This is a genomic window from Isoptericola luteus (genome assembly GCF_020297055.1).
GTDB classification, from domain to species: domain Bacteria; phylum Actinomycetota; class Actinomycetes; order Actinomycetales; family Cellulomonadaceae; genus Isoptericola; species Isoptericola luteus.
The window spans coordinates 168,420-190,682 of sequence record NZ_JAIXCQ010000002.1 but is presented as its reverse complement, the minus strand read 5'-3'; the positions used below and the strand labels follow the sequence as shown (position 1 = coordinate 190,682).

Here is a 22,263-nt window from a genome sequence, read left to right as displayed (position 1 = left end):
TCCCGGGCCCGTCGTCCGTTCCGGGCGACGGGCCCGCGCTCGTCGGCCATGATGAGCGCATGTCCGCGAAGACCACCGACCTTGACGCGATCGTCGTCGGCGCCGGGTTCGCCGGCCTCTACCAGCTCTACGCGCTGCGAGAACGACTCGGCCTGCGGGTGCGGCTCTTCGAGAAGGGCGCCGGCGTGGGCGGCACCTGGTACTGGAACAGGTACCCGGGAGCCACGTCGGACACCCAGAGCCCGTTCTACCGGTACTCCTTCGACGCCGAGCTGTTGCAGGAGTGGGGCTGGTCGCGCCGCTACGTCGGCCAGGCCGACGTCCTGGCGTACCTCGAGGAGGTCGTGCGGCGTCACGACCTGGGCCGGGACATCCGACTGGGCACCGAGGTCACCGGGATCGTCCTCGACGAGGGGGACGGCACCTGGACCGTCACCACCGCCGACGGCGCGTCGACGACCGCCCGCTACGTCGTCACGGCGCTCGGCGTGCTCTCGACGACCAACGTGCCCGACATCCCCGGGATGGACACCTTCGCCGGGCGCGTCGTGCACACGGCCGAGTGGCCCGACGACCTCTCGATCGAGGGCAGGCGCGTCGGGGTGATCGGCACCGGCTCGACCGGGACCCAGCTCATCGTCGCCGCCGCTCGGAGCGCCAGTCACCTCACCGTGTTCCAGCGGAACGCGCAGTACTGCGTGCCGTCGGGCGACGGGCCGGTCGAGCCGGGCGAGGTCGAGGCGTACCAGGCCCGCTATGACGAGGTCTGGGCGCAGGTCCGGGGCTCGCAGGTGGGCTTTGGGTTCGACGAGGCGACGACGCCGGCCTCGGCCGCCAGCCCGCAGGAGCGGGAGCGGGTGTTCCAGGAGGCCTGGGACCGCGGCAACGGCTTCTACTTCATGTTCGGCACGTTCAACGACCTCGCGACCGACCCCGCGTCGAACGAGGCGGCCGCGGCGTTCATCCGCCGCAAGATCGCGGAGATCGTCGACGACCCGCAGACGGCGCGCAGGCTCACGCCCACGCAGCCGTACGCGAAGCGCCCGCTGTGCAACCAGGGCTACTACGAGGTCTTCAACCAGGACCACGTCGAGCTGGTCTCCCTCCCGGAGAACCCGATCGTCGAGATCGTCCCCGAGGGCGTGCGCACCGCCGACGGCGTCGTCCACGAGCTCGACGTGCTCGTCCTCGCCACGGGGTTCGACGCCGTCGACGGCAGCTACCGCCGTCTGGACCTCGTCGGGCGCGACGGCGTGACCGTCGACGAGCACTGGCGGGACGCGCCGACGAGCTACCTCGGCGTCGCCACCGCAGGGTTCCCGAACCTGTTCATGGTGCTCGGCCCGAACGGCCCGTTCACCAACCTCGTCCCCACGATCGAGCTCCAGGTGGACTTCATCACCTCGCTCGTGGAGCGGGCCGAGGCGGAGCAGGCGACCGTCGAGACCTCCCGGGAGGTCGAGCGCCGCTGGTCGGCGACCTGCCGGGAGATCGCCGAGGCCACCGTGTTCTCCCGGGTCGACTCGTGGTTGTTCGGCGCGAACGTGCCGGGCAAGAAACCGTCGGTGCTGTTCTACCTGGCCGGGATCGCCGCGTACCGCGGCGTGCTGGCCGACGTCGTCGCCGACGACCTGCGCGGCTTCTCCGTGCGGCCGGTGCCGGCGCCGTCGGGCATGCTGAGCGCATGACCGCGAAGAGTCAGCAGGGCTGGACCGGGGATCCTGCCGAGCTGCTGCGTGTCGGGGAGGGGTTCCGGCTCGCGGACGTCGACCCGGACGCCACGCCCGGGTACGGGGGCAAGAAGTCGGACGGGCGGGCGGACCTGGCCGCCGGCGCGGACGAGGTCGGCGACCTGCAGGAGCGGCTGTTCGCCACCAGCCGGGAGGACGCCGCCACGCCCTCGGTGCTGCTGGTGCTGCAGGCGATGGACACCGCCGGCAAGGGCGGGATCGTGCGGCACGTCGTCGGGGCGGCCGACCCGCAGGGCGTGCACCTGGTCGCCTTCAAGAAGCCGACGGACGCCGAGCTCGCCCACGACTTCCTGTGGCGGATCGAGCGGGAGCTGCCGCCGGCGGGTTTCATCGGCGTCTTCGACCGCTCGCACTACGAGGACGTGCTCATCGGCCGGGTGCGCGAGCTCGCGCGGCCCGCCGAGATCGAGCGCCGGTACGGCGCGATCGTCGACTTCGAGAAGCGCCTGACCGACGCCGGTACCCGCGTCGTCAAGGTCATGCTGCACATCTCGCCGCAGGAGCAGAAGGCGCGGCTCACCGAGCGGCTGGAGCGGCCCGACAAGCACTGGAAGTACCACCCCGGCGACGTCGACGAGCGCCTGCTGTGGCCGCAGTACATGGACGCCTACCAGACGGCCTTCGAGCGCACGTCCACCCAGGACGCCCCCTGGTTCGTGGTGCCCGCGAACGCGAAGTGGTACGCGCGACTCGCGGTCCAGGCGCTGCTGCTGGACGCGCTGGAGGACATCGACCCGCAGTGGCCCGTCGCGACCTTCGACGTCGCGCAGGAGAAGGAGCGCCTCGCGGCCAGCTGAGCGTCCCGCCCGGGGCACCCGGCCGGCGCGATGCCGACGTCCTCGGCCGGACGGCGCCGGCGTCGATGAGTTCGCCGCGGCGGCGCGGTCTCAGAGACGACGGCAGCGGTCGCGAGGACCGCAGCCCTGCGCAAGGGAGAGCAGCCATGGTGACCGCACGCGCACACCTGTGGTTCGGCAACGACAAGGCTCACGAGGCGGCCCGGTTCTACGCCGAGCACATCCCGGGGTCGTCGGTCGAGTCGGTCCTCACGTCGCCCGAGGGCGTGCCGGGCACACGGCCCGGCGAGCCGTTCGTCGTCGAGTTCACCGTCGCGGGCCTGCCGGTGACCGGGCTGAACGCCGGCCCGGAGTTCCACCTGGACGAGGCCTTCTCCTTCTACCTGCGCGTCGACGGCCAGGACGAGGTGGACCGCTACTGGGACCTCCTGACCTCCGACGGCGGGGAACCCGGCCCGTGCGGCTGGTGCAAGGACCGGTTCGGGGTGTCGTGGCAGGTGGTGCCGACCCGGCTCGAGGAGCTGTGCGGCGACTACACGACCGACGCCAACCTGCGGGCGATGCAGGCGATGCTGCGGATGCACAAGATCGACGTCGCGGAGCTGGAGGCCGCCTACCGCGGGGACTGACGCCGGGGGGGCGCGGTGACGACTCTCACGCGGGCACGGGGGAGAGGCGGCCTCGACGTGTGATGGGATGTCGGCGTGCTGACCGTCGCGACCGCCAACGTCAACGGCATCCGTGCCGCCTTCCGCCGCCGCATGGACACCTGGATCGCCGAGCGGACGCCCGACGTCCTGCTGCTGCAGGAGGTCCGCGCCCCCGACGACCTGGCCCGCCAGCACCTCGACGGCTGGCACGTGGCGCACCTGCCCTGCGACATCAAGGGCCGGGCGGGCGTGGCGGTCGCGTCACGGCTGCCGCTGCGCGCGACCCGCGCCGGGCTCGTGGCCTACGGCCCCGCCGGGGAGCCGGAGCCGCCCGTGGACACCGGCCGCTGGGTGGAGGCCGACGTCGAGCTGCCGGGCGGCGGCCTCCTCACCGTCGTGTCCGCCTACCTGCACTCGGGGTCGAACGCCGTGGGCCAGGAGCACACGATGGCGGCCAAGTACGCCCACCTGGACAAGGTGACGGCGCGGCTCGCCGAGCTCACGTCCGCGGAGCACCCGGTGCTGGTGGCCGGCGACCTCAACATCGCCCACCGGTCCGTGGACATCGCGAACTGGAAGGGCAACCTCAAGAACGCGGGCTTCCTGCCTGCCGAGCGGGCGTACGTCGACCGCTGGACAGGCGAGCTGGGCTGGACCGACCTGGGCCGCACGCACGGTGGCGACGGACCCGGGCCGTACACGTGGTGGTCGTGGCGCGGGCAGTCGTACGTCAACGACCGCGGGTGGCGCATCGACTACCAGCTCGCCAACCCGGCACTCGCCGGGCGGGCGGTCAAGGTCGAGGTCGACCGTGCGCCGACGTACGACGAGCGGTGGAGCGACCACGCGGCCGTCGTCGCCACCTACGACCTGTAGCTCTGTCGTGGGGGGGGGGGGGGGCGGGGCCCCCCCCCCCCCCGCCCCCCCCCCCCCCCCCACGACGGGTCAGCGCCGGCCGCGGGGGAACATGGCGCGCAGGACGGCGTCGTGCACGTCGGTGTTGAGCTGGGCGCCGCCGAGCCCTCGGGCGCCCGGACCCTGCGCGGTGATCGGCGTGGCCTCCCCGGTGTGCCCGCCCGTGGTCCAGTCGACGGTGAACTCGAGGTCGGTCCCGGGCACGGGGAACGGACCGTCCTCGGCGGTTGCGCCCGCGCCGGACTCGTCCTCGTCGTCGACGTTCTCGATCGCCACCCCGCCCGTCGCGTGGTCGCCGACGACCAGCACAAGCGTGTCCCGGTGCTTCTTCTGGAAGTCGAGCGCCAGGGCCACGGTGGCCTCCAGCGCCTGCCCGGCCTCGATGGTGCGCGTGGCGTTGCTCCGGTGGGCGAACTCGTCGATCGCCTCCTCCTCGAGGAACAGGAAGAACCCGTCGCGGTCCTGGGAGACCACCTCGAGCGCCGCGGCGGCCATGTCGACGAGCGGCACCTCCGGGGAGTAGACGTCGCCCTCGCCCTCGTTCGCCTGCTGGAACATCTCCTCGTTCGCGAACAGGCCGAGGAGGCGGTCGCCGTCGGCCGCGGCGAGGCCCTCGGCGTCGCTCACATGGGTGTAGCCGAGCTCCTGGGCACGCTCCACGAGGTTGCCCTCGGTGCCCTTGCTCTCCTCGGTCGGGTCCTCGGCGGGGTTGTCCGGCCAGGCCCCGGGGTCGCCCGCCGGGTACCAGAAGTCCTCGCCGCCGCCGAGCAGCACGTCGGGCCGGGAGTCCTCGAGGTACTGCCGGGCGATCTCGCTCTGGTCGTACCGGTCGACCACGTGGGCGCCGAACGCCGCAGGGCTGGCGTCGGTGACCTGCGCCGTCGAGACGAGACCCGTCGCCTTGCCCGACCGCTTGGCGCGCTCGAGCAGCGTGGTCACGGGGTTGCCGTCCGCGTCGACGCCGACGCCGCCGTTGAAGGTGCGCACCCCGGTGGAGAAGGCGGTGGCGCCGGCCGCGGAGTCCGTGACGGCGTCGTCGGGGTCGACGGAGTCGGTGGCGGTCCAGCCCGCGTACTCCAGGGTGTCCATGGCGAGCTGACCGTCCTTGCCCTCGGTCGCGATCCTGATCAGCTCACGCGTCGAGAGCCCCATCCCGTCACCCTGGATGAAGATGACGTTCCGGGCCCGGTCCTTGCCGTACCCGTGCCCGTGCCCGTGTCCCTTGCCGTGGCCGTGCCCGCGCTCGTCGCCGGCGTGCGTCCCGTGCCGCTCGGCGTCGAAGGACGCGGACGCGCCCACGGACGCGGCGGCTGCGGCGAGCACCGTCAGGCCGGCCGCGCCGGCCCTGAGGAAGGTGGTACGTACGGTCATCGTTCCTCCTCGAACGATCGGATCCCCGCCCCGGCGGGCGGGTCCTGGCACCGTAGGCACGGGTGTCCCCGGCAAGCACCTCGGGAGGGCGGACCGGGGACGACGCGAGGTGGGGTCAGGCGGTGCGGCCCGCGGCGTGCGACGGCGGCGCCAGCAGGAAGCCCGGGGCCCGCAGACCGACGTCGTCGAACGCCCGCTGCACCGCGGCGACGACGTCGTCGACGGCGCCACGGCGCACGAGCGCGATCGCAGAGCCCCCGAAGCCGCCGCCGGTCATCCGTGCGCCGAGGGCGCCCGCGGCCCGCGCGGTGTCGACCACGAGGTCGAGCTCGCGGGCCGACACCTCGTAGTCGTCGCGCAGGGAGTCGTGCGACGCGTCCATGAGCGGCCCGACGTCGGCGACACGCCCGGCGCTCACCAGGTCTGCGAGCTCGCGCGTCCGGGCGATCTCCGTCACGACGTGCCGCACCCGGCGGCGCAGCACCCCGTCGTCGTCGTGCTCGGCGAGCCGGTCCAGGGCCCCCTCCAGACCGTCGGCGGGCACCTCGCGCAGCGTGACGACGCCCAGCAGCTCCGCCGCGCGTTCGCACGTCGCGCGGCGCTGGGCATACTGCCCGTCGACGAGCGCGTGCTCGGCTCGGGTGTCCACGACGAGCAGGGTGAGGTCCGCGGCGGCCGGGTCGAACGGCACCGGCGTCGCCGACTCGAGCGGTGTCAGGCCGGGCCGGCAGTCGAGCAGGACGGCGTGGCCGGCGGAGCTGCGGAGCGACGCCGCCTGGTCCATGCCGCCCGTCGGGGCGCCGGCGATCTCGTTCTCGGCCCGCACGGCGGCGGCGGCCAGGGCGGCGCGGCCCGCGTCGTCGGCGGCGAGGCTCAGGCCGTGCACGTCGTCGAGGGCGACCGCGACCGCGCACTCCAGCGCCGCGGAGGACGACAGCCCGGCGCCGAACGGCACGCACGAGTCGACCACGGCGTCGAAGCCGCGCACGTCGTGGCCGGCCGCACGCAGCGCCCAGGCGACGCCCGCGACGTAGGCGCCCCACCCGGACACGGCCCCCGGCGCGACGTCGGCCAGGCGGACCGTCCACCGCTCCCCGGGTGCCTGCGCCGAGGCCAGCCGGACGACGTCGTCCTGACGCCCGCGCAGCGCCACGAACGTGCGGTGCGGCAGCGCCGTCGGCAGCGCGAGGCCGCCGTTGTAGTCCGTGTGCTCCCCGATGAGGTTCACGCGGCCCGGTGCGGACCACACGCCGTCGGGCTCGGCGCCGTCGAACGACGCGGCGAACAACGTGCGCACCCGCCGGGCGCCTTCGTCGGGGGACCAGGACTCGAGCCACTCGGGCGTGCTCACGGCAGGGCTGCTCCTTCGCAAGAGGGGAGAGGTGAGGCCGACGGGAGGTCGGCGGGAGGTCAATGGGTGACGGGCGTGATGCCGAGGCTCATGCCCGCCAGGCCGCGCGAACGCTTCGCGAGCGACCGGGCGACGTCGCGCAGCACGCGGGCGCCGGGGGAGTCCGGGGCGGCGAGCACGACGGGCGTGCCGTCGTCGCCGCACGCACGGACCGTGACGTCGAGGGGCACCTGCCCGAGCAGCGGCACGTCGGTGCCGAGCGTCTCGCCGAGCCGGTCGGCGACGCGCTGCCCGCCGCCGGAGCCGAAGATCTCGAGGCGGGAACCGTCCGGCTGCTCCAGCCAGGACATGTTCTCGATCACGCCGACGACACCCTGCGACGTCTGGGTGGCGATGGACCCGGCTCGCTCGGCCACCTCGGCCGCCGCGGCCTGCGGCGTCGTCACCACGATGATCTCGCTGCCCGGCAGGAGCTGCGCCACCGAGATCGCGATGTCCCCGGTGCCCGGGGGCAGGTCGAGCAGGAGGACGTCGAGGTCGCCCCAGAACACGTCGGCGAGGAACTGCTCGAGCGCGCGGTGCAGCATCGGCCCTCGCCACACCACGGGCTGACCCGCGGGCACGAACATGCCGATCGACACGACCTTCACGCCGTGCTCGATGGGGGGCAGCAGCATGGAGTCCACCCGCGTGGGCTGGCGGTCCACGCCCAGCATGCGGGGGATGGAGAACCCGTAGATGTCGGCGTCCACGACCCCCACGCTCAGGCCGTCGGCGGCGAGCGCGGCGGCGAGGTTGGCCGTGACGGACGACTTGCCCACACCGCCCTTGCCCGACGCGATCGCGTACACCTTGGTCAGCGAGCCGGGCTGCGTGAACGGGATGACCGGGTCGCCGTTCCCGCCGCGCAACCGGGAGCGCATCGACGCCCGCTGCTCGGGCGTCATGACGCCGAGCTCGACGTCGGCGGACGCGACTCCCTCCACGGCCACCGTGGCGGCCGTGACCTCGCGCACGAGCTGGCTCTTCATCGGACAGCCCGCGACGGTGAGGTCGATACCCACGACGACGTGCGCGCCGGCGTCGGTCACGCCGTGCACGTCGACCGAGCGGACCATGTCCAGCTCGGTGAGGGGGCGGCGGATCTCGGGGTCGATGACGGCGGCCAGGGCCGCGCGGACGCGACCGGCGACGTCGGTGGTGTCCGTGGTGCTCATGGGTCGATCCTACGAGCGGTTCGGCACCTGCCGACCACGGGGTGGTGCGGAGAGAGTACTTGACGAGGTCCGACAGGGCCTACGACGCGGGGATCTCGTCCGACGGCGAGACCAGGCCCACCCGGTAGGCGAGCACCACCGCCTGCACCCTGTCGCGCAGGCCGAGCTTCCCCAGGATCCGGGACACGTAGGTCTTGACGGTCTCCGGGGTGATGACGAGCTCTTCGGCGATCTCCGCGTTGGACAACCCGGCGGCGAGCTGTTCGAGCACCTGCATCTCGCGGGCGGTCAGGCTGTCGACGACCGCGTCCCTGGCGGGCCGGGACGTGTCGGCCGGGCGCAGCCTGCCGGCGAAGCGGCCGATGAGGGCACGGGTGACGGTGGGCGCCAGCAGGGACTCGCCCCGGGCGACCGTCCGGACGCCGTTGATCAGCTCGGCCGGCGTCGAGTCCTTGAGGAGGAAGCCGCTGGCCCCCGCTCGGAGCGCCTGGTAGACGTAGTCGTCGACGTTGAAGGTGGTGGTCATCAGCACCTTGGCCGGCACGTCGACGTCCGGCCCCGCGATCTGTCGCGTGGCCTCGATGCCGTCCAGCACGGGCATCCGGATGTCCATGACCACCACGTCGGGACGCAGCCGGCGCACGGCCTCCACGGCAGCGCGCCCGTCCTCGGCCTCCCCGACGACCTCCATGTCGGGCTGCGCGGAGAAGATGGTGACGTAGCCGATCCGCACCAGCTCCTGGTCCTCGCAGACCAGCACGCGGATCGGGGTTCGCGGCTCCGCCGGTGGGACGGTCATGAGCTCCTCCTGGTCGGGACGGTCGGGACGGTCGGGACTGATGGGATCAGGGCGCGTACCCCGAACCCGCCGCCGGGCAGCGGGCCGGCCTCCAGCTCGCCGTCGAGCACCCGGACGCGCTCACGGAGACCGGCGAGGCCGCGTCCGCCGGGCGGCGACACCGGTGCGGTGACAACGGGAGCGGTGACGGCGGGAGTGGCGGCGGGAGCGGTGGCGGCGGGAGTGGTGGCGGGTGCGGCGGCGGCGGGGCCGGTCGTGGTCACCTCGACCTCGAGGTCCTCGTGGCCGTGCCGCAGGCGGACCACGGTGGGTTGCCCGGCGGCGTGCTTGAGCGCGTTGGTGAGCGCCTCCTGCACCACCCGGTAGGCCGCGAGCTCGACCGCGTCGGGCCGCGGCCGCCGGTCGCCGTGCTCGGTCCACTCCACCGGCTGACCTGTCTGGCGGGCCTGTTCGACGAGGTCGTTCACGCGCCCCAGGGCCGGCGCCCTCCCTGCCGGCGAGGTCTCACCGGTGGCCTCGAGCACGCCCAGGAGGTACCGCAGCTCGGTCAGGGCACGGCGGCCGGTACCGCTGATGGCGGCGAAACCCTCGCTGGCCCGGTCGGGGGCCGAGGGCAGCAGGTACTGCCCGGCGTCGGCCTGGATCACCATCGCCGTCACGTGGTGCGTCACCACGTCGTGCAGCTCGGCGGCGATCCGGGCTCGCTCGTCCGCCGTCGCGACAGCGGCGGCCAGACGGCGCCGTTCGACCTCGTCGGCGCGCCGACGGCGCATCCCCGTGCCGGCCAACCAGATCACCACCAGGACCAGAGCGAAGGCGAGGAACACCGGGAGCCGGTGGGGAGATCCCAGACCGGGCAGCGTGGCCGCCAGGGCGGCGTAGGCGGTGGCCGCCGCGGCGGCGAGGCCGCGGCGGGACCGCGCCAGGTATGCCCCGGCCGAGTACACCGCGACGTAGAGGCCGATGCTCGCGAACGTCGGCGGGTAGGACAGGGCCTCGTGCAGGGCGAACGCAGCCCCGACGACCACCAGGCAGACCCCCGGCCACCGGCGGCGGACCGCGAGGGGCAGGCACTGCGCGAGGAGGAGCGTCACGGCGAGCGCGTCCGACGGCCGCTCGGGCAGGTCGGCGAGCTCGACGCCGATGGTCGACAACGTCGGGACGAAGCCGAGCACGGCGAGCAACGCCGCGAGCAGGCCGTCCCGGACGCCCGGCCCGGGTGCGCCCCACCGGCCGAGCGCCGCACGGGGGCGAAGGTACGAGGCCAGGGCGGGGGCGGGGTCGACGGGCACCCGATCGAGCCTACGGGCGCGAGCGCCGCGTCCGGACCAGCGTCCCGCGGCGCCGGGCGAGCAGGAGCATCGGTACGGCGAGCAGTGCGCTGATCGTCACGGTCACCAGCGAACCCTCGATGCCGAAGGCGCCACCCGTCAGCAGGCTGGGCCCGGTGACGTCGGCGGTGAGCAGCCCCGGAGCGGTGTGACCGGAGACGGGGAGGCCGAGCAGCCCGACGGTGGAGTTCCAGGCGAAGTGGAGCCCGATGACGAACCAGAGGTTGCGACGCCACAGGAACGCCGCGCCCAGCAGCCCGCCGGCCTCGATCGCGATCGCCAGCGTGGACCACAGGGTGGCGCCGGGGTTGAGCAGGTGCGCCAGGCCGAAGAACGACGCCGTGACCGCCAGCGCGACCCAGCTGCCGAGCAGCCGCTCCAGGGCCTGCACCCCGAAGCCGCGGAACATCAGCTCCTCCGTGACGGCGGCGCCGCACGCGACCGCGAGCAAGGGGCCCGCGACCGCGAGGACGTCCACGTCGGCCCAGGTGAACGAGTAGCCGCCGAGCACGCTGACGACGGACGCGGAGGCGGCCACGAAGCCCACGCCGACGGCAGCACCGAGTGCCGCCTCCGGCACCGCGCGGCGGCCGGAGATCTCCGGCGTGCGTCGTCGTGCGACGAAGCGCATGACCACCAGGTAGACGACGACCGCCAGCGCGGCACCCAGCACGGGGAGCATCAGGAACGGCTCGCTCGGTGCGGTCACGCGGCCGACGACCCCGACGCCGACCAGGCCGATCAGCATCCAGGTCAGGGGGAACCGGAGGAGACGTGCGACGCGGCCGCCCGCCTCGCCCGCTGTGCCTTCGCGGGGTCGTCCGGTCGTGGGGCTCGTGGTCGCACTCGTGGTGGGAGTCGTGGTGGGGGTCGTGGTGGGACTCGTCGTGGTACTCATGAGGGCCTCCGTCGCTGCTCTGGCCGCGCGGACCGGCGGCCGACGACAACGCTAGGAGCGCGCGCCGGCGGGCACATCGCCCGCAGGTCAGCAGCTGGGGTAGCTCGCTCGGGGGACGGCTGGCCCCGATCCGTGCGGGTCGGAGGTCCCCGCAGCGTGCTGGCCCCCGGCGCGCCCGGCGCGTCCTCTGCGCCCCGTGTGCCCGGGCAGGGCGGCCCGCACGTGCCGGGCCAGCAGGGCGGTGTCGACCGGTCCGCGCGTGCTCTGCCGCACCACCGGCCCGAGGGCGAGCGGCTCGCCCTGGGCGGACCACCGGGCCCACTCGGCCGCCGGGTCACGGCCGCCCGCGTGCACGGGGTGCCGGTCCGGCACCGCCTCGTAGCGGTCGCGCGCGACGTCGGGCGGCAGGTCGCACCAGACCTCGACGACGGCGTCCGCGCCGGCGACCGCCAGCCCGCGCAGCACGCCGTCCAGGTCCCGTGGGCGGAACCACCAGGACTCGACGACGGCGAGCGCCATCGGCGCCGCGGCCAGCCGCCACACCGCCTCCGTCGCGGCGGCACCGAGAGCGGCGTGCGCACCGTGGTCCACGACGTCGGCCAGCGCCTCCCTGACGACGTCCTCGCTCAGGAGCGGAGCGCCCAGGAGCGCCGCGAGCGGGCGGGCGATCGTCGTCTTGCCGGAACCGGGCAGCCCGTTGACGAGCACCACCTGACGTGCCACGAGCTGCTCCTGATCACGACCGCACGGGGACCTCCCGTCCGCGGGTGAGCCTAACCCGCACCCCGGCGGGTCAGGGACGCTCGCGGTCCTCCGCGGTCCGGTCGCGCTCGTCGAGGTCCTCGAGCAGGTTGCGGATCTCCGAGCGGACGAAGTCGCGGGTCGCCACCTCACCCAGCGCGATCCGCAGGGCGGCCATCTCGCGCGCCAGGTACTCGGTGTCCGCGAGGTTGCGCTCGGCACGCTGGCGGTCCTGCTCGGCGGTCACGCGGTCGCGGTCGTCCTGCCGGTTCTGCGCGAGCAGGATGAGCGGCGCGGCGTAGCTGGCCTGCAGCGACAGCATCAGCGTCAGCGCCGTGAAGCCGTTCGCCGCCGAGTCGAACCGCAGCGACTCCGGGCCCCACGAGTTCCACGCCAGCCACAGCACGCAGAACACCGTGAGGTAGACGAGGAACCGCGGCGTGCCGAGGAACCGGGCGATCCCCTCGGTGGACCTGCCCACGGCGTCCTGGTCCATCTGGACCCGGGGGATCAGGGTGCGCCGGCTCTCCTTGGGCTGGTCGAGGCGGTCAGCCACGCGGCACCTCCTCGAGGTCTTCGTCGATGTGCTCGCGCCAGTCGTCCGGGAGGATGTGGTCGAGCACGTCGTCGACGGAGACCGCCCCGAGCAGACGCTTCTCGGTGTCGATCACGGGCAGCGCGAGCAGGTCGTAGGCCGCCAGGAGCCGCGTCACCCGGCCCACCGGGGCGTCTGGCGTGAGCCACTCCAGGTCGGTGTCGAGGATGGACCCGATCGAGGCGTGCGGCGGCTCGCGCAGCAGCCGCTGGAAGTGCACGACGCCGAGCAGCCGACCGGTCGGCGTCTCCAGCGGCGGTCGCACGACGAACACCATCGACGCCAGCGCGGGCGGCAGGTCCTGGCGGCGGATCTGCGCCAGGGCGGTCGCGATCGTCGTCTCCGGGCCGAGGATGACGGGCTCGGTCGTCATGAGCCCGCCAGCGGTGTCCTCGTCGTAGACGAGGAGCCGGCGCACGTCCTTCGCCTCCTCGGGTTCCATGAGCTCCAGGAGGCGCGCCGCCTGCTCCTGGGGCAGCTCGTTGAGGAGGTCCGCGGCGTCGTCGGGCTGCATCGCGTCCAGGACGTCGGCGGCGCGGTCGGACTCCAGCCGCGACAGGATCCCGACCTGGTCGTCCTCCGGCAGCTCCTCCAGCACGTCGGCGAGCCGCTCGTCGTCCAGGGCGCTCGCGACCTCGAGGCGCCGCACCTCGCCGAGCTCGCGCAGGACGTCGGCGAGGTCGGCGGGCCGCATGTCCTCGTACGCCTCGAGGAGCTTCGTCGCAGCCTGCTCCTGCGTGGACCCGGCGAGGCCGGTCACGGCGTCGACGGCCACCACGAGCGTCTCGCCGCGACGGCGCAGCGACAGCCCCTTCGACGGCCGGCGACGCCGGACGAAGAGCTGGTCCACCAGCCAGTCGCCGTTGCGCTGCCGGCTGATGGACAGGTCCTCCACCGTGGCCTCGCCCGACCCGTCGGTGAGGGTGACCGTGCGGTCGAGCAGCTCGCCGAGCACGAGGGACTCCATCGCACGCTGCTCGAAGCGGCGCATGTTGACCAGGCCGGTGGAGATCACCTGGCCCGTGTCGATGCTCGTGACCCGGGTGAGGGGGAGGAAGACGCGTCGTCGCCCGGGCACCTCGACGACGAGCCCGACGGCGCGCGGCGCGCCCTTGGCGCGCACGAGGACGAGCACGTCGCGGACGCGCCCCACCTCGTCACCGATCGGGTCGAAGACCTGGGTGCCGGCGAGGCGTGCCACGAAGACCCTGGTAGCGACGCTCACGCGGTCAGCCTACGCGGGGGGACCCGCAGGCCGCCGCAGGGCGCAGGGTGTGGTGGTGCCGCCCCATGCAGTGGTACAGACTGGGCGAATGAGCTTCAACAGGCAGAACCCTGTGCCCCGCGTCCCCACCCTGCCGCGCGGCGACGAGGTTGCGGCGTACGACACCTACCTCCAGGCCCAGCAGGCGGTCGACTACCTGTCGGACAACAAGTTCCCCGTCGAGCACGTGACGATCGTCGGCACGGACCTGCGCATGGTGGAGCGGGTCACCGGGCGGCTCTCCTACGGGCGGGTGGCACTGGCCGGCGCGCTGTCCGGGGCCTGGTTCGGGTTCTTCGTCGGCCTGCTGCTGTCGTTGTTCGGCGGCACGGCCGCCACGGGCGTGATGTTCGTGGCCATCGGCCTCGGCGCCGGGTTCGGGCTGCTCTTCTCCGTGCTGTCCTACGCGTTCACGGGCGGACGGCGCGACTTCACGTCGTCCTCGCAGATCGTGGCCTCCACCTACGCCATCCTCTGCCAGACCGAGCAGGCGGGCGAGGCCCGCTCGATGCTGCTCACGTCGGAGATCGGGCTGGGCAAGGGCCCGCAGCGCACCACCCCGAGCGTGCCCGCGGCGGGGGCACCGGCGCCCGGCGTCGCGCCGGCGGCGCCTCCGGCGGCGGCCGCTCCGAGCGCCCCGCGCACCCCGGACCCGCGCTGGACCATGCCCAGCGGCGAGCCCCGCTACGGTGCGATGCGGCCGGCGTCGGACGGCTCGCCGAGCACGTCGACGGACACCCCACCGTCGGGCAGCCCGGCCGAGCCCGGCGCCCCGGCGGAGCCCGGCAGGACCGCGGAGCCCAGCGCGCCGGCGGAGCCCGGCAGGACCGCGGAGCCCAGCGAGCCCGAGGACCCGTACCGGCCGCCACGCCCCTGAGTCACGGCCACTGACGCGACCGGTCCCGGCCCGGCAGGAATCCCTGCCGGACCGGGACCGGACCGTCGGTCGGAGGTGGTTCAGCCGCGCAGGCGCGCCATCCAGGCCTCGACGTCCTCGGGACGACGGGGGAGCGCGGCCGACAGGTTCTCGTGCCCGTCCTCGGTGACCAGCACGTCGTCCTCGATGCGCACGCCCATGCCCCGGTACTCCGCGGGCACGGCGAGATCGTCGGCCTTGAAGTACAGGCCCGGCTCGATGGTGAACACCATGCCCGGCTCCAGCACGCCGTCGACGTACAGATCACGACGCGCCTGGGCGCAGTCGTGGACGTCCAGCCCCAGGTGGTGGCTGGTGCCGTGCACCATCCAGCGCCGGTGCTGCTGGCCCTCGGGCGTCAGCGCCACCTCGGCGGTCACGCCGTCGGGCAGCAGGCCCCACTCCTCCAGGCGCGCCGCGATGACCTCCATCGCGGCGGCGTGCAGGTCGCGGAACCTCGAGCCCGGCCTCGCGACGGCGAAGGCGGCGTCCGCGGCGTCGAGCACCGCCTGGTAGACGCGGCGCTGGACGTCGGTGAACGTGCCGTCGACGGGCAGGGTGCGCGTGACGTCCGCCGTGTAGAGGGAGTCGACCTCGACGCCGGCGTCCACCAGCACGAGCTCGCCCGAGCGGACCTGGCCGTCGTTGGTGATCCAGTGCAGCGTGGTGGCGTGCTCGCCGGCGGCGGCGATCGTCTCGTAGCCGACGGTGTTGCCCTCGAGCCGCGCGTGGGCGTCGAAGGTGGTCTCGATGACCCGCTCGCCGCGGCGGTGGGCCAGGGCCCGGGGGAGGGCCTGGACGACCTGCTCGAAGCCCTCGACGGTCCGGTCCACGGCCTCGCGCATGTGCTCGATCTCGAGCGCGTCCTTGACGAACCGCAGCTCGGAAGCGGCCTCGGCCAGCCCGGCGTCCTCCTCCTCGGCCTCCTCGACGCCCGCCTCGGCGCGGATCGCGGCGACCAGGGCCTCGACGGCGTCGTCCGACCCGGTCACGACGAGCACGCGGACGCCGTCGGCGCCGACGTCCTTGGCCAGGGCGTCGCGCAGCTCGTCGACGTGGCGGGCCTCGACGCCGGTGAGCGTCGTGACGTCGTCCAGCGAGGGGCGGGCGCCCACCCAGAACTCGCCGTAGCGCGCGTCGGCGTAGAACTCCTCGGTGTCGCGCGCGGCCAGGGGGCGCACGTACAGCACGGCGTGGTGGTTCGACCCGGTGCCGTCCGCGCCGGGGTCGCCCGCGCCCTCGGCCGTGGGGTGCAGCACGAGGACGGCGTCGGGCTCCTGGTCGGTACCGAGGCCCGTGAGGTGCGCGAACGCGGAGTGCGGCCGGAACCGGTAGTCCGTGTCGTTGGAGCGGACCTTCAGCGAGCCCGCCGGGACGACGAGGCGGACGCCCGGGAAACGGGCCGACAGCTTCGCGCGGCGCTCCGCCGTGAACGGTGCCGCGGTGCCGGGCTCCACGGCGAGGTCCGCCCGTGGGCCCCACTGGGAGGTGATGAACGCCTTGAAGGCGTCCGAGTCGGGACGGTGGGAACGGTTGTTCACGCGCTCCGTGACCTCCTCGGTGGGGGTGGTCTCGTCGCGCAGGGTTGCGTCGGTCATGCGTACCAGTCTCCCACCGGCTCGGGGTCGGGCGTACGGGATCGGACGACGGGCGGCTCAGGCCCGCGCGAAGTGCGTCAGGGCGCGGCTCAGCACCCGGTTGAAGGCGTCGGGGGCGTCGGAGTTGACGTCGTGCCCGGCCGCCGGGACGACGACGAGCGCCCCGTCACGTGCCGCGGCCAGGTGCCGCGCCTCCTCGAGCCGCATGCGGTCACGGGCCCCGTTGACGAGCCACACGGGTGCCGCGATCTCGCGCAGGTGGGCTGTCGAGGACCGCCCGGCGAGCTGGCTCAGCGCGTCCGTCACGACGTCCCAGCCGGGGGCGGCCGCGGCGCCCGCGGGGACCGTGCCCCGGGACGCGGCGGGGTACAGCAGTGCGGCGGGCTCCGCACCTCCGGCGATCGAGCTCCCGCCGGTCAGGGCCCGGCGCCACGTCGTGCCCGCCGCGGACGTGCCGCGACGCACCGCCGCCGCCCCCGCGACGGTCAGCCGGGCGACGTCCCGGAACAGCGCCACCGGCTTGCCCCGCGGGTCCGCGGTGCAGCCCGACGCGACGACCCCGGCGAGGCGGGGCCCGTCGTGCCCGGCGGCGGTGAGCCGCGCGTGCCGGGCCGCCCACGCGAGCGAGGTGTACCCGCCGAGCGAGAGACCGACGACCACCACGGCCGTCCCGGGGCGGAACGACCGGGTCGCGGCGTCGATCACGTCGAACGCCGCGGGCATCGAGAACCGCTGGCCCCGGCGTGCGCCGTGCGCGGGCAGGTCGACGGCGAGGGCGTCGTGACCGGTGGCGCGGACGTGGTCGACCTGGCGGTCCCAGATCGCCGAGGACGTGCGCATGCCGTGGACGAAGACGACGCCGGTGCGACCCGGGGTGCCGGCGGCGACGAGGGGTACCGGGTGGTGGTGGGCGTCGGGCCCGGGTCGCCGGACCGGGGCGCTCAGGAGCGCGGGCTGAAGAAGCATCCCCTCGATGGTCCCCCGCGGCTACGGGGGTGCCGCGCCCGGCCCTGGTGGGCTCCGTGGAGAGTTTGTGTGTCCGGCGTCCTTAGACTTGGGCCGTGATCGACCTCCATACCCACTCGCGGGCCTCGGACGGCACGGACCAGCCCGCCCAGGTGTTGGAGGCCGCCGCGGCGGCCGGCGTGCGCGTGGTCGCGCTGACCGACCACGACACGACGGCGGGCTGGGCGCAGGCCGCGGCCGCCGTGCCGCGCACCGGGGTCGCGCTCGTGCGCGGCACGGAGATCTCCACCCGCGCGAGCACCCCGGCCGGGGGCATGAGCGTGCACCTGCTGAGCTACCTGCACGACCCGGACGACGTCGTGCTACGAGCCGCCTGCGACCGCACGCGCGACGACCGGCTGTCGCGGGCCCGGCGCATGGCGGAGCTGCTCGGCGAGGACTTCCCGGTGACCTGGGACGACGTGGTCGCGCAGACGGGGGACGACGCCACCGTCGGCCGGCCCCACCTGGCGGACGCCCTCGTCGTGGCCGGGGTCGTGGCCACGCGGGACGAGGCGTTCGCGACGATGCTGCACCCCGGTGCGCGCTACTACGTGCCGCACTACGCGCCCGCGACGGCCGACACCGTCCGCGCGGTGCTCGCCGCGGGCGGGGTCCCCGTCGTCGCGCACCCGGGGGCGGGCGGGCGCGGGCGGACGCTCACCGACGACGACGTGGCCGCCCTGGCCGCGGCCGGGCTCGTCGGGCTCGAGGTCGACCACCGCGACCACGACGCCGCCGCGCGGGACCGCCTGCGCGGGCTGGCGCACGAGCTGGACCTGCTCGTCACGGGGTCGAGCGACTATCACGGCACGGGCAAGCTCAACCGGATCGGGGAGCACACGACGTCCCCCGAGGTGCTGGCACAGATCGAGGAACGGGGAACGTTGGACGTGGTCAGGCCGTGAACCAGGTGATCGACATCGCCCTCTTCACCGAGGTGTTCGTCACCCTCTTCGTCATCATGGACCCGCCCGGCACCGTCCCCGTGTTCCTGGGGCTGACGTCCGCGATGGGGCACAAGCAGCGCAACCGGGCCGCCCGGCAGGCGATCCTCGTCGCGTTCGGCGTGATCGTGGTGTTCGCGCTGTTCGGGCAGCAGGTGCTGCACTACATGGGCATCTCGCTGCCGGCGCTGCAGGCCTCGGGCGGCCTGCTGCTCCTCCTCATCGCGATGGACCTGCTCACCGGCAAGATGGAGGAGCCGGCGCCGAGCGGCAACAAGGGCGTCAACGTGGCGCTCGTGCCGCTGGGGACGCCGCTGCTCGCCGGTCCGGGCGCCATCGTCGCCACCATGGTCTTCGTCCAGCAGACGAAGGTGTCCGACGAGGGCGGGGTGCCGCAGCTCGTCGCCATCGCGGCGGCGATCGTGCTGGTGCACGTGAGCCTGTGGCTGTCGATGCGGTTCGCGAACGTCATCCACCGCGTGCTCAAGGATTCCGGGGTCACGCTCATCACCCGGATCGCGGGCCTCCTGCTCGCGGCGATCGCGGTGCAGGGGATCGCGACGGCGGTCACCGAGTTCGTCCGGATGGCGCAGCAGGGGGCGTGAGCACGCCGCGGCGCTGACGCCGGCTCACGTCCCGACGGGCTCCAGCGTCACGTCGACGACGTCGCCAGGGCCCAGCCCTTCGGCGTGGCGCACCGCCTTCTTCATCGGCAGCACGTAGCCCTTCTGCTCGTCGCTCGGGAAGACCGACGTGGACCACGTGGTGCCGCCCACCGTCACGGTGACCTTGATCGACCCGAACCCGCGCGGCGGCAGGGGCAGCTCGGCGAGCGTGTCCGACTCGTCCGGCGGCACGGTCACGAACCACCACGAGTCGGTGCGTACCTGCCACTGCCACAGCGGTGCACGGAACGTCAGTCGCATCCCCGCAGGCTACGGCCGACCCCGGACACGCATCGAGCGTGCAGACGTGTTCCTCGAACGTGGCGTTCGAGGAACACGTCAGCACGCTCGATCGGAGCGGAGGGTCAGCCCTCCGACGGCGCCTGCGGGGCGGACGCGCCACCCTCGACGGGACGACCGCCGCGGGTGCGCCGGCGGTTGCGGCTGCGCCGACGGCGCTCGCCCTGCTCGCCGCCCCCGGCCTGGGGGGTGTCGGACGCCGGGCCCGACGCCGTCGCGGGCCGCTCGCCTCGTGCGGAGCCGCGCGACCCCTCGCCGGAGCGCGAGCCGCCGCGGTCGCCGCGCGCCCCACCGTCGCGGCGCCCGCCGTCGCGCCGTCCGCCGTCGCGCTGCCCGCCGGAGGAGCTGGTGCGCTTGCCGGTCTCACCGAGGTCCTCGAGCTCCTCGGCCTCCAGGCCCGCGAGCTTGCGCTGATCCTTGGGCAGACGGCCCTTGGTGCCCTCGGGGATGCTGAGGTCGGAGAAGAGGTGCGGCGAGCTCGAGTACGTCTCGACCGGCTCCGGGAACCCGAGGTTCAGGGTGCGGTCGATGAGCTGCCAGCGGGGCACGTCGTCCCAGTCGACGAACGTGACGGCGGTGCCCTGCTTGCCGGCCCGGCCGGTGCGGCCGATGCGGTGCAGGTAGGTGCGCTCGTCCTCGGGGCACTGGTAGTTCACGACGTGCGTGACGTCCTCGACGTCGATGCCGCGCGCCGCGACGTCCGTGGCGACGAGGACGTCGATGTGGCCGTGCCGGAACGCGCGCAGCGCCTGCTCGCGGGCGCCCTGGCCGAGGTCGCCGTGGATGGCGCCGGCGGCGAACCCGCGGTCGCGCAGCTCGTCCGAGACCTTGGCGGCGGTGCGCTTGGTCCGGGCGAACACGATGGAGCGGCCGCGGCCCTCGGCCTGCAGCAGGCGGGCGAGCACCTCGACCTTGTCCAGCGCGTGCGCGCGGTAGACGACCTGGCGCGTGTTCTTCACGGTCGCGCCGTCGTCGTCGGGCTCAGCGGCGCGGATGTGCGTGGGCTGCGACATGTAGCGGCGGGCCATCGAGACGACCGGGCCGGGCATGGTCGCGCTGAACAGCATCGTGTGCCGCACGGCCGGGGTGCGCGACAGGATCTTCTCGACGTCGGGCAGGAACCCGAGGTCGAGCATCTCGTCGGCCTCGTCGAGCACGACGGTCGCGGCGCGCGTGAGGTTCAGGTGGCCCTGGTTGAGCAGGTCGACCATCCGGCCGGGGGTGCCCACCACGACCTCGACGCCGTTGTTCAGCATCTCGATCTGCGGCTCGTAGGCGCGGCCGCCGTAGATCTGCGCGATGCGCACCGAGCGCTTCTTGGAGGCGGTGGCGAGGTCGTTCGCGACCTGGACGGCGAGCTCGCGCGTGGGGGCGACGACGAGCGCCTGCGGCCGGCCGGGGGCGGGCAGCTCGTCGTAGCCCGGCTCGCCGGGGGCGACGACGCGGTGCAGCAGCGGGACGCCGAAGCCCAGCGTCTTGCCGGTGCCGGTCTTGGCCTGGCCGATGATGTCGTGCCCCTGCAGCGCCACCGGCAGCGTCATCGCCTGGATGGGGAAGGGGTGCGTGATGCCGGAGTCGGCCAGGGCCTGGACGATCTCGGGGCGCACCCCGAAGTCGGCGAAGCTCACGTCCTGGGCCTGGATGGCGGCCGCGGACGAGTAGTCGGGGGTGCTACCGGTCGTGGATCCCGCCTGGTCGGCGGTCGTATCGGTGGTGGTCACTGGTGCCTTCGTGTGCTCGTCGGCGCGCGCGTGCCGTGGGCCCACCGATCGGGCCGAGGGCCGTCGACGGTCGCGCGGAGCGCCGAGATGGTCGGCAGCCGATCGTGGAGGAAATTCGCACGAGCACCGCGAGAGAAGGCCCCGCGGGTCGGAGCGGTCAGGTCAGCACGTGACGACCGGGCAACCGAGGTACCCCTCCATGGTACGCGACCTGCTTGTCGGCACCAGCGAGCGCCGCGGGAGGCGGGTGTGCGACCGGCGCGGACGGGCCGGCCAGACGGCGCCTATCCTGGGCGCGTGAACGAGCGACACGGCACGGCGGACCCTGGCCCGACGACGGGGGAGGGCGGCGCCGGTCTGGTCGCGCTCGCCGGGCTCGCGGCCTATACCGAGCTGGCGGCGTTCGGCCTGCTCGCGAGCCGCTCGGTCGACGCACCCGACCTGGGGACCCGTCAGGCCCTCGCCACGGCCGCGGGGCGCGCCCTGCACCGGCAGCGCGGGCTGCTCGACCTGGCCGCCGTCCACGGCGTCGAGCCGGCGTCGGTGATGGCGCCGTTCGACGGCGTGCTCGCCGACTTCGACGCGCGGACGACGCCCGGGAACTGGCACGAGGGGCTGCTCAAGGGGGTCGTCGGCCACGGGGTGGCGGAGGACTTCTGCCGCCTGCTCGCGGCCGGGCTGGCGCAGGACCAGGTGGACGCGCTGCGGAGCGCGGTGGCGCTGGACGCCGAGGTCCCCGACGCGAGCGAGGTGCTCACCGCGGCGGCCGCGGCCGACGCGGTGCTGGCCTCCCGGCTCGGGCTGTGGGGACGCCGCGTGGTCGGCGAGGCGCTCGGGCTGGTGCCGACGCTGCTGACGGCGCACCCGGAGCTGTCCGCGCTGGCCGCTCGCGCACGGGCGGCCGTGGAGCGCGACGGTGGCGCGCTGCCCGGCGACGACGGCGGCCTGCAGAGCTGGTTCATGGCCCGGCTCACGGCCGAGCACACACGCCGCATGGACCGGATGCACCTCGCGGCCTGACCGTCGCACGGCCTGACCGTCGCCCGGCCGGGCGGAGCGGCCGGGCGACGGTCAGACGGCCGCCGTCACCGACGGCGACCGGTCGTCAGTGCGCGCCGCCGAAGCCGACCCGGCGCTGCTCCTCGGCCCCGAGCTCGACGTAGCCGAGGGAGGCCGTGGGCACGAGGATGCGCCGACCCTTGGAGTCCGTGAGGTCGAGCACACCGCCTCCGGCGATCGCCTCGCGCACCGCGGTGGTGACGGACTCCGCGGTCTCGTCGGACTCCAGCGTCAGCTCGCGGGCCTGGTTCTGCACACCGATCGTGATCTCCACGTTGTCTCCTTCGCGAGCTGTGCCGGCGGGGCCGGCACGGATGTCCACCGGGGTCTCCCGGACGTCCCGTCGATCCTAGCCAGCCGGCGCGGGATCGG

The 22,263-nt window shown here is 74.3% G+C and carries 22 protein-coding genes; 8 read left to right on the top strand and 14 right to left on the bottom strand.

What is annotated here, in order from left to right; all coding sequences use genetic code 11:
- Positions 1 to 59: 59 nt before the first annotated feature.
- The 4 genes from LEP48_RS03930 (at position 60) to LEP48_RS03915 (ending at position 4,074) form a co-directional block, all read left to right on the top strand.
- The gene (locus LEP48_RS03930) at positions 60 to 1,688 is read left to right on the top strand and encodes a flavin-containing monooxygenase (protein WP_225564276.1); all 1,629 of its coding nucleotides are present in this window, start codon (positions 60 to 62) and stop codon (positions 1,686 to 1,688) included.
- Entirely contained in the window at positions 1,685 to 2,548 is an 864-nt protein-coding gene (locus tag LEP48_RS03925) for a PPK2 family polyphosphate kinase (protein WP_225564275.1), read from the top strand. Before LEP48_RS03930 ends, LEP48_RS03925 begins: the two co-directional genes overlap by 4 nt.
- Before the next feature lie 146 nt (positions 2,549 to 2,694).
- A complete protein-coding gene (locus LEP48_RS03920; protein WP_225564274.1) occupies positions 2,695 to 3,177 on the top strand; it encodes a VOC family protein in 483 nt (160 codons plus the stop codon).
- A gap of 75 nt (positions 3,178 to 3,252) precedes the next feature.
- On the top strand, positions 3,253 to 4,074 hold the full coding sequence (locus LEP48_RS03915) for an exodeoxyribonuclease III (RefSeq protein ID WP_225564273.1): 822 nt from the start codon (positions 3,253 to 3,255) through the stop codon (positions 4,072 to 4,074).
- A gap of 69 nt (positions 4,075 to 4,143) precedes the next feature.
- Here LEP48_RS03915 and LEP48_RS03910 read toward each other — a convergent pair whose 3' ends face one another.
- From LEP48_RS03910 to LEP48_RS03870, 9 genes are all read right to left on the bottom strand, one after another.
- Positions 4,144 to 5,484, bottom strand: a complete 1,341-nt coding sequence (locus LEP48_RS03910; RefSeq protein WP_225564272.1) for an alkaline phosphatase — start codon at positions 5,482 to 5,484, stop codon at positions 4,144 to 4,146.
- Between the two features lie 115 nt (positions 5,485 to 5,599).
- Entirely contained in the window at positions 5,600 to 6,835 is a 1,236-nt protein-coding gene (gene galK, locus LEP48_RS03905) for a galactokinase (protein ID WP_225564271.1), read from the bottom strand.
- A 59-nt stretch (positions 6,836 to 6,894) separates the two neighbouring features.
- A complete protein-coding gene (locus LEP48_RS03900) occupies positions 6,895 to 8,052 on the bottom strand; it encodes a P-loop NTPase (RefSeq protein ID WP_225564270.1) in 1,158 nt (385 codons plus the stop codon).
- 79 nt (positions 8,053 to 8,131) lie between these two features.
- Positions 8,132 to 8,851, bottom strand: coding sequence for a response regulator (locus LEP48_RS03895; RefSeq protein WP_225564269.1), 720 nt, complete (start codon positions 8,849 to 8,851; stop codon positions 8,132 to 8,134).
- A complete protein-coding gene (locus LEP48_RS18690; protein ID WP_225564268.1) occupies positions 8,848 to 10,143 on the bottom strand; it encodes a sensor histidine kinase in 1,296 nt (431 codons plus the stop codon). The genes LEP48_RS03895 and LEP48_RS18690 overlap by 4 nt, the downstream gene beginning before the upstream one ends.
- Before the next feature lie 10 nt (positions 10,144 to 10,153).
- On the bottom strand, positions 10,154 to 11,080 hold the full coding sequence (locus LEP48_RS03885; RefSeq protein WP_225564267.1) for a CPBP family intramembrane glutamic endopeptidase: 927 nt from the start codon (positions 11,078 to 11,080) through the stop codon (positions 10,154 to 10,156).
- 87 nt (positions 11,081 to 11,167) lie between these two features.
- Positions 11,168 to 11,803, bottom strand: coding sequence for an AAA family ATPase (locus LEP48_RS03880; RefSeq protein ID WP_225564266.1), 636 nt, complete (start codon positions 11,801 to 11,803; stop codon positions 11,168 to 11,170).
- Between the two features lie 70 nt (positions 11,804 to 11,873).
- A complete protein-coding gene (locus LEP48_RS03875; RefSeq protein WP_225564265.1) occupies positions 11,874 to 12,377 on the bottom strand; it encodes a DUF1003 domain-containing protein in 504 nt (167 codons plus the stop codon).
- Positions 12,370 to 13,641 carry a magnesium transporter MgtE N-terminal domain-containing protein gene (locus LEP48_RS03870; protein WP_225564264.1) on the bottom strand — a complete coding sequence of 424 codons (1,272 nt, stop codon included), beginning with the start codon at positions 13,639 to 13,641 and terminating at the stop codon, positions 12,370 to 12,372. Before LEP48_RS03870 ends, LEP48_RS03875 begins: the two co-directional genes overlap by 8 nt.
- A gap of 88 nt (positions 13,642 to 13,729) precedes the next feature.
- On the opposite strand from LEP48_RS03870, the gene LEP48_RS18615 reads away from it, so the two are divergent.
- Complete coding sequence (locus LEP48_RS18615) at positions 13,730 to 14,557, top strand: YflT domain-containing protein (RefSeq protein ID WP_225564500.1); 828 nt, start codon at positions 13,730 to 13,732, stop codon at positions 14,555 to 14,557.
- 80 nt (positions 14,558 to 14,637) lie between these two features.
- On the opposite strand, the gene LEP48_RS03860 is transcribed toward LEP48_RS18615, so the two are convergent.
- Both LEP48_RS03860 and LEP48_RS03855 read right to left on the bottom strand, forming a co-directional pair.
- Entirely contained in the window at positions 14,638 to 16,194 is a 1,557-nt protein-coding gene (locus LEP48_RS03860; protein WP_225564263.1) for an aminopeptidase P family protein, read from the bottom strand.
- Between the two features lie 57 nt (positions 16,195 to 16,251).
- Entirely contained in the window at positions 16,252 to 17,160 is a 909-nt protein-coding gene (locus LEP48_RS03855; RefSeq protein ID WP_225564262.1) for an alpha/beta fold hydrolase, read from the bottom strand.
- Positions 17,161 to 17,255: 95 nt separating this feature from the next.
- Here LEP48_RS03855 and LEP48_RS03850 point away from each other — a divergent pair, with 95 nt between their 5' ends.
- Both LEP48_RS03850 and LEP48_RS03845 read left to right on the top strand, forming a co-directional pair.
- Positions 17,256 to 18,107 (top strand): PHP domain-containing protein, encoded by an 852-nt coding sequence (locus LEP48_RS03850; protein ID WP_225564261.1) that lies wholly within the window; start codon positions 17,256 to 17,258, stop codon positions 18,105 to 18,107.
- On the top strand, positions 18,104 to 18,751 hold the full coding sequence (locus LEP48_RS03845; protein WP_225564260.1) for a MarC family protein: 648 nt from the start codon (positions 18,104 to 18,106) through the stop codon (positions 18,749 to 18,751). The genes LEP48_RS03850 and LEP48_RS03845 overlap by 4 nt, the downstream gene beginning before the upstream one ends.
- Positions 18,752 to 18,775: 24 nt before the next feature.
- On the opposite strand, the gene LEP48_RS03840 is transcribed toward LEP48_RS03845, so the two are convergent.
- The gene (locus LEP48_RS03840) at positions 18,776 to 19,072 is read right to left on the bottom strand and encodes a DUF1905 domain-containing protein (RefSeq protein WP_225564259.1); all 297 of its coding nucleotides are present in this window, start codon (positions 19,070 to 19,072) and stop codon (positions 18,776 to 18,778) included.
- A 104-nt stretch (positions 19,073 to 19,176) separates the two neighbouring features.
- Positions 19,177 to 20,832 (bottom strand): DEAD/DEAH box helicase, encoded by a 1,656-nt coding sequence (locus tag LEP48_RS03835; RefSeq protein WP_422723792.1) that lies wholly within the window; start codon positions 20,830 to 20,832, stop codon positions 19,177 to 19,179.
- A gap of 297 nt (positions 20,833 to 21,129) precedes the next feature.
- Between LEP48_RS03835 and LEP48_RS03830 the strand changes: the two genes are divergently transcribed.
- Positions 21,130 to 21,852, top strand: coding sequence for a ferritin-like fold-containing protein (locus tag LEP48_RS03830; protein WP_225564258.1), 723 nt, complete (start codon positions 21,130 to 21,132; stop codon positions 21,850 to 21,852).
- A gap of 85 nt (positions 21,853 to 21,937) precedes the next feature.
- Here LEP48_RS03830 and LEP48_RS03825 read toward each other — a convergent pair whose 3' ends face one another.
- Positions 21,938 to 22,165: a DUF3107 domain-containing protein gene (locus LEP48_RS03825; RefSeq protein WP_225564257.1), complete on the bottom strand. Its 228-nt coding sequence runs from the start codon at positions 22,163 to 22,165 to the stop codon at positions 21,938 to 21,940.
- Positions 22,166 to 22,263 lie beyond the last annotated feature (98 nt).